Genomic DNA, 11,228 nt, shown 5'->3' on the forward strand with positions numbered 1-11,228 from the left:
ACCCGAGCGGCGATGCACGCGTGGCGCGCTTTCGGACTGGACCTGCAAGGCGTTTCCTCGATGATGCGGTAATCCCGTTCATGGCGGGATCGCCGAAAGGCGTTTTGTCGGTCCTAGAGCATCCAGCTCAATCTGCCAACACGCGCGGCGAGGGAAAGCTCACCTCGACCAGTGTGCCTTCGTTCGGCGTGGAGCTGATCGAGAAATTCGCCCTGTTGGCATCGACCATCGCCTTGGTCAGCGGCAGGCCGAGCCCGGTGCCGTCGCCGCGCTTGCGCGAGCCCGTCGTCACCTGCCGGAAGGGCTTCATCGCCTGTTCCAGCTCGCTGCGGGTCATGCCCACACCCGTATCGCGGATGCGCAGCACGACGCTGCCGTTTGCCTCATAGGCAGTGGAGACGACGATCTGCCCGCCCGAAGGCGTGAAGCGGATGGCGTTCGACAGGATGTTGAGCGCGATCTGCTTGATGGAGCGCAGGTCGGCCACGATCTGCGGCACATTGTTGGAAAGCGAGGTGCGGATGATGACGCGCTGGCCGTTCGCCTGCGGTTGCACCAGCGAGACGGCTTCCGAAATCGTCTCGTTGAGCCCGACGGCGGTGAATTCGAGATCCATCTCGCCCGCCTCGATCTTGGAAATGTCGAGCAGGTCATTGACGATATCGAGCACATGGCGGCCGGAGCGGCCGATGTCGTTGGCATATTCGATGTAGCGCGGATGGCCGATCGGACCGAAGCGCTCCGTCGCCATCATGTCGGAAAAGCCGATGATGGCATTGAGCGGCGTGCGGATCTCGTGGCTGACGCGGGCGAGGAAATCGCTCTTGTGAGCGTTTGCCGTTTCGGCGGCGCGCTTGGCGCTGCGCAGCTCCTCTTCCGTGCGCTTCCACTGGGTGATGTCGCGGATGACGGCGCAGAAGCCGGAGGACGAGGAGAGGCGGCCCATCGTCATGAAAAGCGGAATGAAGCCGCCGGCCGCCTCGCGGCCGATGACCTCTCGCCCGTCGTTCAGCACGCTCGCGACGCCATGGCCCGAAAGGCCGGCGAGATAATCCAGCACCGCCTTCTGGCTTTCATGGGCAAACAGCATGGCGAAGGGCCGGCCGCGCGTTTCGTCCTCGTCATAGTTGAAGAGGGCGCTGGCCGAGCGGTTCATCGAGCGGATATCGCCATCCTGCCCGACGACCACGACGCCGTCGGTCGCGGTTTCCAGGATCGAGCGCAGCTCGCTGATTTCGATGCGCAGAGCGGAAACGGCGGCCTGGTCGGCCGTGCGGTCCTCGGTCTCTGCGACCGCTGTCGGCGCGGTTTCGACGAGCGTCAGCGCCGGCTTTTCATGGGCAGGCGTCAGCGCCAGCATCAGGGCCGTGCCGTCTTCCCAGCGGATCGACTGGAGGCGGGCGCGTACCGCACTCGTGCTTTCGCCATCGGCATGGCGCAGCGCCATGGTGCCGTCGCCGTCTTCGGTGTCCTCGTCCGGGGCGGCGAGCAGGATATCGAGCCCGCCGGAGGCTTCCAGGTCCTCCAGGCTGCGATAGCCGCTGAAGCGGAAGAATTCCGGATTGGCATGGATCAGCCGGTCACCGACATGGACGAGCAGCGCGACGGGCAGGGCATCCACCACAGTTGCGGTGAGGCCGTAATCCATTTGCGTGCGCGGCGGGGCGATCGCGGTCCGCTCGCCCGTGTGGTCCTCGTTCAGAAGGTCATCCGCATGCGGGCCGACTTCGAGGCCGGGCATTTCCGTTTCGGGTTCATCGGTGTCGATGAAGATCGTCTTGGCAGCGTTATCGTCGTCGCCGGCCTGCTCAGTGGTGTTGGCAAGGCTGGCTGCGGGTGTTTCGTCCGCAGCACTGTCAGCCGGCCGGTCCTCCGGCTTGCGCTTGCCGAAGGTCTCGCCGAGCTGGCGGGCGATTTCGCGGAAGGCGGCCTGTTCGCCGGTCGACAGGCCATCGAACAGGCCACCGCGATTGCGCCGGGTTTCGAGCTGCACGACCTTGTCGGAATGGCGGCGGTTCGGCGTTTCCACCAGACGCAGCGCCGGGCGTTCGCCGCGGAAGGCATCCTGCTCGTCGTCAGCGGTGCCGGGTGTTTCATCCGCCTCGACGGGCGATGCCGCTTCGTCCGAGGTCTCTGTGGGTTCCAGTCCCTGTTCGTCTACGACGGGTTCATCTGCCTCGGCGACCACCTCGTCCTGTACGAGAAACGTCTCCCCCGCCGCAGCCTCGATAGGCTCTTCGACCGCAGCAATCTCTTCTTCCGCTTCGGCGGTCTCGCCCAGCGTCAAGCCACGAGCATGGGCATCCTCCACGGCATCGGCGATGCGCACGATGCCGAAGCCGCGGAAACCGTCGAATTCACGGTTGCGGGAATAGGTGGGCAGGGCCGCGAGATCGACGGGAACGGTCAGCGCGGTGCCCTCGACCGGCCAGAAGATCGTCTTGCCCGACCATGTGTCGCGGCGGCTGAGCAGATCGCCGATCTTGCCCTCGGGATCGAGATCGAAGCGTGCGGCGACATCGACGAAACGCGCGCCCGATATCGCTGACGCCTGCGGGCCGACGGCCGCGGCGAACTCGTCCGAAATTTCGCTGAACCGTCCTTCGGCATCGATCTTCCAGACGAAACGGATCGGCCGGCCCTGGCGGTTGAAGACGAAGCCCGAAGCCGGCTGCTCGGTCTCTTTGGTCGCGGCGACGGCGGTTTCATCGGCGGCTTCGGCCACGACGTCTTCTTGCGCATCGGCATCGGCATCCTCGGAGACGATCACCTCCGCTGCCTCTTCAGGCTCCTCCACCGGCTGCAGAAGCGTCTCTGTAAGCTGCGGCTCTTCGACAATCTCGGCCGGTTCCACGATCTCGGCAGCGCTTTCGAGCGCAGGCTCTTCGACGATCGGGGCCGCTTCAAGCGCGGGTTCGGTTGAAACGTCCGTCGTCTCGTCGACCGGATCAACCTCTACCGCGGGCACATCCACACTGTCGGCGACGATTTCGGCTTCCGGAGTAACGGTCTCCTGTGCCGCGACGGGCTCTGCCTCGTCCTCATCCGGGTCGAGATGGCCAAGGATCGTTTCGACGGCAAACAGCAGGTGCAGCGCGGGATCGCTGGAAATGCGGCCGATGGCGGCGGGAAGATGGCCAAGGCCCGTGGCGACGGGGCGCTTGACGAGGCGTTCGGCGCTACGCCCCACGGCCTCGACCAGAGCGCGGCGTGTTTCCGGGCTGATGGCAAGTCTGTCGAACCCGTCGGAACCGGCGACGACGGCGCCGTCGCCATCGAGCACGGCCATATGGGTGTCGGGATCGTCGAAGCCGGTCAGCATGGCCGCGGCGGCCTCTTCCTGGCTCTGGCGGCCGGCGGCGACGGGCGCGCTGAACAGGATGGCCTCGTCACCGGGGCGGATGGTCACGGCCTCGACGGTGGCGGTGACGGGCACGCTGCGAAAGCCGCTGCCGATGCGCATGACGAAGCTGCGCCGGTCGCCGGGCGCCTGCACCTGTTGGGCGGCCGCCGCGAGCTGGCGGAAGGCGACATCGCCGCGATCCGGGCCGACATCGAGGAAATCGTAAATATTCTCCTCGCCGAACAGCGCAGCACCCCGACCGTTCGACCAGAGAACCCGGCTCATGTCCTTGGAAAACAGCACGACGGCCTCGCCGCGCGCGAAGGGCAGGCGCACCCGCTCGTGGACGGCAACGTCGATAAAGGGATACTGCTTTGCGGACATGTTCAGGCCTGTATCTGGCTTCCGGCGTCCCGGTTTTCAATTAACGCTTTATTAATAGCCGCGCTCCCCCTGAGGGTCCAGCGCCGGGGCCTGAAAGCCCGCGGCTTTCGGGCGGAAGGGTTAACGCCGCAAGGATTTATTGTGCAGCGCACAAAATTGTTGCAATGCGAAATGAGATCGGCTATATAAGGGGCATCCAAGAACACGGCGCCTCTAGAGAGGGCCAAACCAAGGAGCGCATACCATGGCTACCAAGAAGACCGACGACGTATTCTCGATCGCTTCCATCGACCCGTCCAAGATTTCCGAAAGCTTCCGCGACTTCGCCGAAAAGGGCGCAGCGCAGACCAAGGAAGCCTATGCCAAGATGAAGGAAGCCGCCGAAGACGCGACCAAGACCGTTGAAGCGACGCTGGAAAGCGCGCAGGCCGGCTCCGTCGAACTCGGCCTCAAGGCAATCGACGCGCTCCGCACCAATGCCGAAAATTCGCTTTCGCACATGGAAGCCCTGCTCGGCGTGAAGTCCGTTGCCGAACTCTTCGAACTGCAGACCGCCTTCCTGCGCAAGCAGGCCGAAGTCGCCGTCGAACAGGCCAAGTCGCTTCAGGAAACCTCCAAGAAGGTTGCCGAGAAGGTTTCGGCTCCGGGTAAGTCGGCTGCTGAAAAGGCCATGAAGTCCTTCAAGGCCGTCTAAGCCTGAGATAGCGCGGGTTTCGACCCTGTGATAGAATGGCCGGGCGATCGTCCGGCCATTTTCGTTTGTGCAAGCCGATAAAAAACGCTTGAAAAATGGTGCGGCTGCCCGTATGTGACGCACCAAGCGCGGACGACGCGCCCTGTGCGGTTGTAGCTCAGTTGGTTAGAGCGCAGGTTTGTGGCACCTGAGGTCGGAGGTTCGAGACCCCCCAACCGTACCATTCTTTTCAAGGACTTAAGCCACATAAAGTCCTCGGTATAAATCCCGATATTGAAACTATACCGATCCTATACCGATCTTGCAGAATTCTGGCGGTTCGGCTTAACGGATTGTGGGCGATAATCGGGGCTCAAAGGCGTCCGAATCGTACAGGTGCTCATCCCTACGCTGCTCCGTCGCACGGTCTGATTTGTAGTGCAGCTCGCCTTCCACGCCGATATCTCGAAGGATCGCCAGCGTCGCAGCAACTGTGTCCTCATCTGATGATTTGCAGTAAACGCAGACTATCGAATGATCTCGGGATTTCTTGATCGCCAGCAGTCGTCCTTCGACCGCCGCGTCCTCAATCTCTTCCCACAGCGTGCCTGGCTGTTCAACAATCCACTTGCCGGACGAAGCCTGATCGCTCTCTTGGATGCGAGAGCAGAAGCCTGTTCTTGAAATTACCGGAAACCACATCATGCCTGGGATCATGGAACTGGGCGTGGAAATTTCCAAGCGGACAAATGCGAAAGTTTGAAAAATTATCTACAGCTAATATGACTTCAGAAGCATATCCTGTCCCTAATATGTCTTATAGGTCATAATATGTTGACGGGGCGAGGCACAGCCACACCTCCCATGGTCAAGGTTGCTCAAACGCGACAATATGTGAATTTTTGTCCAGCCTGGTTCAATCCACGCGTTTTAACCTCGCATTATTGATCTGCCTGACATACGTTCCAAATAACGAACAAAAAGGGAATCGGACGCGATATGCCGCACCGCACCACCGACGCTCCGTCGCCTTCAGATGACTTTACGGCCTTTATTGAAGGTCGCAAATTCTCGACCATCATGGCCGACCCGCCTTGGCAGTTCATGAACAGGACTGGCAAAGTCGCCCCTGAACACAAACGCCTCAACCGGTATGGCACGATGGAGCTGGAAGCGATCAAAGCGCTGCCCGTGGCGACCGCCTGCGCACCGACCGCCCACCTGTATCTTTGGGTCCCAAATGCGCTCCTGCCGGAAGGCCTGGAAGTCATGAAAGCCTGGGGCTTCACCTACAAGGCTAACATTGTCTGGCACAAGCTGCGCAAAGATGGCGGTTCTGACGGACGTGGAGTTGGGTTCTACTTCCGCAATGTGTCAGAACTGATTCTGTTCGGCACCCGAGGCAAGAACGCTCGGACACTGCCGCCGGGTCGTTCTCAGGTAAATTACATCGGTACCCGTAAGCGCGAGCATTCTCGCAAGCCTGATGAACAGTACCCGTTGATTGAGAGCTGCTCCCCTGGTCCGTACCTGGAGATGTTTGGTCGCGGCGTTCGCAAAGGCTGGACGACCTGGGGCAATCAAGCTGACGAGACCTACGAGCCAACCTGGAAGACCTACGGGCACAATTCCGCCACCGACCGACTGGAAGCTGCCGAGTGATTATTCTGAGGAGACGATCCCCCTTTCGATCATCGTCTCCTCTGTCTCCGCAATCTCTTCCAGACCGATATTTTCATCGAACGTGACAATGGCGGCTGGCAAGCCGATCAATACCAGCGGGCACGGGTTGCCTACACCGCGATGAACCCGATCCTCCAGTTTTGCCCAATGGGTTGTTGCTGCACCGTATTTGTCCGATACGAAGTGCGTAGCCCATGCTTCCTCGTACGATAGACCGGCCTTCACCCGGCGCTCGACTTCCTTTTTCTGCCGAGCCGTGCGCGCCATGCCGAAATCTTCGACCGCTTCGTGAGAATTTAGTCCCTTCTCAACCGCAAATCTGCGAACCATGTCGCGCATCTGGTCTTGCATGGTGGTGCCACGCGTGATGATAACCCCAACCGAGATCGCGCCGTCGGCATGCAGTCGCTTGAAGTTTTCGAGATCGCGGTCGTAAAACGGGTCTTTATTATTCCATTCGATCTCGCACGCTATTACGCCCGCGTTGAATTCCTTTACGTGATCGATCTCGTGTGAAATTGCCTCGCGGGCGACGCCGTTAATGCGCTTCTCCACAACGAAGTTCAGCTTCTTCCAGCCGACATCCGCTAGACCATTGCGTAGTCGCTGCGTTCCTTGGGTTTCGCCCCCTCCGGAGCCGATGATCTCCTCTATGGGAATAGATAAACCGCTTACGACTGCTTCCAACTCTTTGACCGCATCGGGAAAATCCACGCTCAGGATGGCCTCCGCGTGCGAGTGAATTTCAACCTGAAAGCCGATGTCGAGAAGTTTTTGAAACATGGTGATTCCGGAGAGCGATTCGTCTCTCCACAATAGCATGCCGCGCTTGAGCTAACCTTGTCCTGCACCCGCAGCTGCGGGTTTCGGAGGGCAGATCAAATCGATTTCGAAATAGCCAGCAAAATCCTTTGAATTGACCGTCATAAGAGGAGCGCCCTCGGTCTCGGCGACCGAACCAATTATAAAATCAGGTAGAACACCGGGTTTGGGACCGTTGTTCACATCACGATATTTTTTGAAAGCGACACCTGCGCGAACCAGAGCTTCGTCGCGGCAACGCACGCGTTCCAGGCCGAGTCTAGTGATCGCTTCGTCAACCTCCGCTTTATCTTTCATGCCGACGGAGACTTCGCAGTAGACGATGTCCGAAACGATAGCGGGACCGTCCATCTTCCGTTTGGCCAGTTCCTCAACTGACCAGGGATGGTGAGGATGATCGTCATCTAGCAGGGCGATCACGATGTTCGTGTCCAGGAACGTGGTCATCTATCCCTCGTCAATTTCATGATCTCTTCAGCGGTCATCGTCGGCTTGATGTTGCGCTCTTTAAGCGTGGCGATTGCCTCGTACGTCCTCCGCCGAATGAAATCTTCAAGGTTGAAATCTTCCATTTCATCGGGGGATAGGTCTTCAAAACCAGCGTATTTGGCCAACATTGCGCAGGCCGCTGGAATGCTTTTTAATATCCTTGGATTTGTCAGGTGTACCGCCCCCCGAGGTCGAGGGTCATTAACCGCGAAGTAGACTAGTTGTGGAAGAAGGACCTCTATTCGCTGTCGGGTAGCGTCTTCAGAGAACCTGTTTAATCCTCCGCATGCACTGTAAAGCAGGGCAAGATGTTGAACTGCTAGTTCCTTCTCAAGCGACGATATGCCCGTGAGTTCAACGAAGCCGTAGCGGTTCAGGAGCGAAGCATATTGTTGGGGCTGAGTTTGTTTCCCGTCGAGTAGTCGATCTTCGATGATGCGATCCAGTGCCAAGAAAAGGCAGTCGACCCACCAACGTTCGACCTTCTTGGAAGGGAAATCAGCAAGTCGGCCAGATACGAACATGTAGGCTAGATTGGTCCCCAGCTTTCCACTCGTCTTTGCTTCGTAGCGGGGGTCCTTTCCGACGAATGTCTCGATATCCTTTGCCGTCGCCCGACGTGCATCCCATCCGAACTCCTTCGCAACACGCTCTCGAACGTATGCATTTGCCCAGAGTGCTGGGCGTCGCTGCTCTTTCCGGGCACCAGTCCATCGACCGGCAAGACTAAAGATAAACGCGAAAAGTGCGAGCTTATCGAAGCGCTGGGAATGAGGCCAATTGAGCGCCTGAAAAACGAGTTCGTCGGCGCAAAGATGGTCAACACCGTCCACGGACTTATTGAAGAGAAAGAAGTTCATCGGAATGTAGACCGGGCGACCCGCGTCCTCGATGCGTTCTCGAAACAAAGCGCGAGGAACATCTTCCATCACGCCGCCGAAACCGAGCCGAATTATCTCATAAAGCTCAACAAGCCCGGAGGAAGTAGTTCCCCAGCTAAAATTTTTCGTGAAGCTTCCAGGCTTCCAAATATCTCTATCGTCGACCATGGACCAACAGAATCAGGGGTTTGACATCGACAATACAATTTCACGCTGAAGATTCAACTAACGCGCTCTCTGGTTCGATTGACACACCCGTCGATCAGAACATAACAAGAACTCATGCGCCATAGAAAAGGCATCGACCTTACACGCATCCCGGAGCCTCCGCATGTGGAGAGGCCCCAGGAAGTTGCCGACCTGTACGATATCGCAAATCGGTTCCAGGACCTGTCAAGTTGGGCGTTGATCGGCGGGCGGTGCGCGAGATGTGAGCGCGAGGGATGGATTGATCGAGACTGGCTGGAGGCTCGGTATCCCAATGTTGTGATCGTAGACTTGGCCCCTAAGCTTCGTTGCCGCAAATGCGGAAGCAAGGGTGGCAATCGTTGGATTTTAGGCAAGCCGCATAGGTAGGAGCTGAAACGTAACAAATCGGGGGCAATTTTCGTTTTTTGCCCCCGATTTGTTACAACCATTTGAAAAGGTACCGCTTTTTCTTGCAGGTCGATAAAGTTTTAATGTTGACACGGGAGTCTTGTTAAGAGTTGGTACCGGAAGTTGTTCTCACCAGTTCTAAACAGGAGACGTCCCATGGCCCACCGCTCTGTACCTTGCCCCGCTGCAGCTGTCGCAGGACAGACTGGCGCGATCATTTCGGTTCTGGCCGCCGGTGCAGTCTCCGCGCACATGCAGGGCATGGCAGCTGTAGCCGCTCGCCGCGAGGAGTATGCATCCCAAGTTCTCTCTCACCAGCTCTCAGACGCAGTTGCCGCTGCACACGACTGGGCGGACTATGCCAAGCGTCTCATCGTTGAAAATGAGCGACTGAAAGCTGAAAACGCGCGTCTCAAGGAAGTCGCCGCTCAGCGTCGCGGTGTCATCGAGCGCATGCGTCAGGTGGCGGCATGATCAAGCAGCAGCTGATGAGCCCGGCGGTCGCGCTGATGCACTGGCGCGAGAACAAGATGACCATGGACAAGGTACTGAGCCAGACAGGCTATGCACGCTGGTCCGATCTCGCCGCAGATCATTCGGAGGCTCTGGCAAACGAAGAGGCCGCTAAGCAAGACTTGTTCATGTCGCCCGATGAACGTCAGCGCGAGGAAGATGTCGAAGCCGTTTGGCAGCAGTTCGGCGACTACATTCGCGAGATGGTGCCGCCTGCCGAGTATGATGATGAGATCGAGCGTCTCTTGCCTGTGATTATCTCGACCCGGCAACTGCAAAATGCTGCCAGGTCGAAGCCTTTTCGTGATGCGGTCCGTCGTCGACAGTCCGCGCTTCAGTGAACGTAGGCCGGTGGCCTCTCGATTCCGCTCATTCGAAAATCCGAAATCCGGTTCGTTAAGTCAGGACCGGATTTTCTTTTCCTCACTGGTACACTGGGCACTCCAGGAATGGCATCCTCTTGACCAGCAAGGGCTGCGGCGACTTTAAATTCTGATTTCTCAGAAGCCAAAATTTTGATCTGGGCATCGGTGAGGCGGACTTCGAGCCAGTCGATCTGTTCGTCTGTCAGCTTTGTGAGCGGGATAGTGTCGCGCTCATCCTTGGTCGCACGGGCCCAGGCCAGTGCGACGCGCTCTGGAGACGACAACATATAGTCTGCTGCCTTTTGCTGGTTTGCTGCTGCCTCTTTAGCGTCGTGGGCTTCGTCAACATCCGGTAAGTCGAGTGTCTTAGGTGGCATTGCCGTTCCGCCCCCACCTCCACCCGGAAGCCAGGACCACGCCATGCGCCAGCATCCGTCGACAAACTTCCAGGAAGCCGACCAAGCGCCCTTACCGATATCCATCGCGAAGGTGGCCATCGCCATCAAAATTGCCTGTAGTAACCTCATGATCAATCTCCTCTGTGATCTACGGAGATGATCAGCAAGCGCGATGCAAGCGACAAGGCGAAAATATTATTTCGTTGACGATAGTAGATATTTCCAGCGTTCTGCGATTCTGGCCGTATATCGACAATATACGAGGTATTGATCCAATCTAAGCCGACGGAAATCCTTTTCATGGGCACTATGCTCGATGAGGAGATTAAGGATGAATACTGTTTATAAACACCAATGGGGTGTGCACAGGATCAAGGAAAAGACATGCGAAGTCTACGATGATTTGATGAGCGCTATGCCCTACCGCCGGGGGCTCCGCGCGGGGAAAATCGCGACGCTTATCGGCAAGCGGTCGCAGACAATTGCGCAATACAAAAGCGACGTCGAGTCGACCGCTCACAGGACCATTTCGGCTGACGATCTGCTGAAACTGATTTTGGCGCGAGACAATAATATTTCTCATCGCTTTTTCGGCGCTGAATGGCTTCGAGATGTGATCTTGGCAGGTCCTACGGAATCACTTTCTGAGGAAAATCACCGCCGGGCTTCCGCCACCCATCGCATTTTCGAAGTGCGAGACCAGGAGGGGGAACTCGTCACCTCCCTCATGCACACTGGCCACGCTCAACAGATTGCTGACCTGCACTTCGGGACCGTTACAGAGATGCTTCATCCGGAACGCGAACTTCCTTTGTCAAAGGAGGCTCGCCTCCGCAGCCGTTACCGCAAACTAATGCTGTCCGGCCGGGTCTCAGTCGAAGAGGCGTCTGAAGCGTTCGGCCGCTGTCCGTATTCTTTGCTCGCCTACTGGACTGAGCATTTGGACAAGGAGGTGCCGGACGAACGTACACTGTCCTGGCTCGAAGCAGGTGCTTTCGAAAGCGAGGCAGCGTGAAGAAAAGGTACATCACATTCTTCGACCAGGAACGGGAGATCATTTCTGATCTACCCTGGGGAGAG

The 11,228-nt window shown here is 58.1% G+C and carries 11 protein-coding genes and 1 tRNA gene; 6 read left to right on the forward strand and 6 right to left on the reverse strand.

Going from position 1 to position 11,228, the window contains the following annotated elements:
* Window positions 1-127: 127 nt before the first annotated feature.
* Window positions 128-3,727, reverse strand: a complete 3,600-nt coding sequence (locus AC27VQ_RS05885; protein ID WP_488715549.1) for an ATP-binding protein — start codon at window positions 3,725-3,727, stop codon at window positions 128-130.
* Between the two features lie 244 nt (window positions 3,728-3,971).
* Here AC27VQ_RS05885 and AC27VQ_RS05890 point away from each other — a divergent pair, with 244 nt between their 5' ends.
* Window positions 3,972-4,421: a phasin gene (locus tag AC27VQ_RS05890; RefSeq protein ID WP_244760949.1), complete on the forward strand. Its 450-nt coding sequence runs from the start codon at window positions 3,972-3,974 to the stop codon at window positions 4,419-4,421.
* Window positions 4,422-4,567: 146 nt separating this feature from the next.
* Window positions 4,568-4,644, forward strand: a tRNA-His gene (locus tag AC27VQ_RS05895).
* Window positions 4,645-4,745: 101 nt separating this feature from the next.
* Here the strand turns inward: AC27VQ_RS05895 and AC27VQ_RS05900 are convergent.
* Window positions 4,746-5,105, reverse strand: coding sequence for a hypothetical protein (locus AC27VQ_RS05900; protein WP_488715550.1), 360 nt, complete (start codon window positions 5,103-5,105; stop codon window positions 4,746-4,748).
* Between the two features lie 294 nt (window positions 5,106-5,399).
* On the opposite strand from AC27VQ_RS05900, the gene AC27VQ_RS05905 reads away from it, so the two are divergent.
* Window positions 5,400-6,062 (forward strand): MT-A70 family methyltransferase, encoded by a 663-nt coding sequence (locus AC27VQ_RS05905; RefSeq protein ID WP_488715551.1) that lies wholly within the window; start codon window positions 5,400-5,402, stop codon window positions 6,060-6,062.
* On the opposite strand, the gene AC27VQ_RS05910 is transcribed toward AC27VQ_RS05905, so the two are convergent.
* Genes AC27VQ_RS05910 through AC27VQ_RS05920 form a run of 3 tightly spaced genes read right to left on the reverse strand, consistent with a single transcriptional unit; the run spans window position 6,063 to window position 8,443 of the window.
* On the reverse strand, window positions 6,063-6,866 hold the full coding sequence (locus tag AC27VQ_RS05910; protein WP_488715552.1) for a BglII/BstYI family type II restriction endonuclease: 804 nt from the start codon (window positions 6,864-6,866) through the stop codon (window positions 6,063-6,065). It abuts the gene before it with no gap.
* 51 nt (window positions 6,867-6,917) lie between these two features.
* Window positions 6,918-7,352 (reverse strand): type II toxin-antitoxin system VapC family toxin, encoded by a 435-nt coding sequence (locus AC27VQ_RS05915; protein WP_488715553.1) that lies wholly within the window; start codon window positions 7,350-7,352, stop codon window positions 6,918-6,920.
* Window positions 7,349-8,443 carry a hypothetical protein gene (locus AC27VQ_RS05920; protein ID WP_488715554.1) on the reverse strand — a complete coding sequence of 365 codons (1,095 nt, stop codon included), beginning with the start codon at window positions 8,441-8,443 and terminating at the stop codon, window positions 7,349-7,351. Before AC27VQ_RS05920 ends, AC27VQ_RS05915 begins: the two co-directional genes overlap by 4 nt.
* A gap of 585 nt (window positions 8,444-9,028) precedes the next feature.
* On the opposite strand from AC27VQ_RS05920, the gene AC27VQ_RS05925 reads away from it, so the two are divergent.
* Both AC27VQ_RS05925 and AC27VQ_RS05930 read left to right on the forward strand, forming a co-directional pair.
* Window positions 9,029-9,346 (forward strand): hypothetical protein, encoded by a 318-nt coding sequence (locus AC27VQ_RS05925; protein WP_488715555.1) that lies wholly within the window; start codon window positions 9,029-9,031, stop codon window positions 9,344-9,346.
* The gene (locus AC27VQ_RS05930) at window positions 9,343-9,726 is read left to right on the forward strand and encodes a hypothetical protein (protein WP_488715556.1); all 384 of its coding nucleotides are present in this window, start codon (window positions 9,343-9,345) and stop codon (window positions 9,724-9,726) included. The genes AC27VQ_RS05925 and AC27VQ_RS05930 overlap by 4 nt, the downstream gene beginning before the upstream one ends.
* Here the strand turns inward: AC27VQ_RS05930 and AC27VQ_RS05935 are convergent.
* Window positions 9,720-10,277, reverse strand: coding sequence for a hypothetical protein (locus tag AC27VQ_RS05935; protein ID WP_488715557.1), 558 nt, complete (start codon window positions 10,275-10,277; stop codon window positions 9,720-9,722). The genes AC27VQ_RS05930 and AC27VQ_RS05935 overlap by 7 nt on opposite strands.
* Window positions 10,278-10,479: 202 nt before the next feature.
* On the opposite strand from AC27VQ_RS05935, the gene AC27VQ_RS05940 reads away from it, so the two are divergent.
* Complete coding sequence (locus AC27VQ_RS05940) at window positions 10,480-11,163, forward strand: hypothetical protein (protein WP_488715558.1); 684 nt, start codon at window positions 10,480-10,482, stop codon at window positions 11,161-11,163.
* The last annotated feature ends 65 nt before the right edge of the window (window positions 11,164-11,228 follow it).

The sequence above is a fragment of the Shinella sp. 20P9.1.1 genome (assembly GCF_057798995.1).

Excerpts from the sequence above, each read along its gene's own strand:
- AC27VQ_RS05920 (WP_488715554.1), bottom strand. The coding sequence starts at position 8,443 with ATGGTCGACGATAGAGATATTTGGAAGCCTGGAAGCTTCACGAAAAAT.
- AC27VQ_RS05935 (WP_488715557.1), bottom strand. The coding sequence starts at position 10,277 with ATGAGGTTACTACAGGCAATTTTGATGGCGATGGCCACCTTCGCGATG.
- AC27VQ_RS05930 (WP_488715556.1), top strand. The coding sequence starts at position 9,343 with ATGATCAAGCAGCAGCTGATGAGCCCGGCGGTCGCGCTGATGCACTGG.
- AC27VQ_RS05915 (WP_488715553.1), bottom strand. The coding sequence starts at position 7,352 with ATGACCACGTTCCTGGACACGAACATCGTGATCGCCCTGCTAGATGAC.
- AC27VQ_RS05940 (WP_488715558.1), top strand. The coding sequence starts at position 10,480 with ATGAATACTGTTTATAAACACCAATGGGGTGTGCACAGGATCAAGGAA.
- AC27VQ_RS05885 (WP_488715549.1), bottom strand. The coding sequence starts at position 3,727 with ATGTCCGCAAAGCAGTATCCCTTTATCGACGTTGCCGTCCACGAGCGG.
- AC27VQ_RS05910 (WP_488715552.1), bottom strand. The coding sequence starts at position 6,866 with ATGTTTCAAAAACTTCTCGACATCGGCTTTCAGGTTGAAATTCACTCG.
- AC27VQ_RS05925 (WP_488715555.1), top strand. The coding sequence starts at position 9,029 with ATGGCCCACCGCTCTGTACCTTGCCCCGCTGCAGCTGTCGCAGGACAG.
- AC27VQ_RS05900 (WP_488715550.1), bottom strand. The coding sequence starts at position 5,105 with ATGATGTGGTTTCCGGTAATTTCAAGAACAGGCTTCTGCTCTCGCATC.
- AC27VQ_RS05905 (WP_488715551.1), top strand. The coding sequence starts at position 5,400 with ATGCCGCACCGCACCACCGACGCTCCGTCGCCTTCAGATGACTTTACG.
- AC27VQ_RS05890 (WP_244760949.1), top strand. The coding sequence starts at position 3,972 with ATGGCTACCAAGAAGACCGACGACGTATTCTCGATCGCTTCCATCGAC.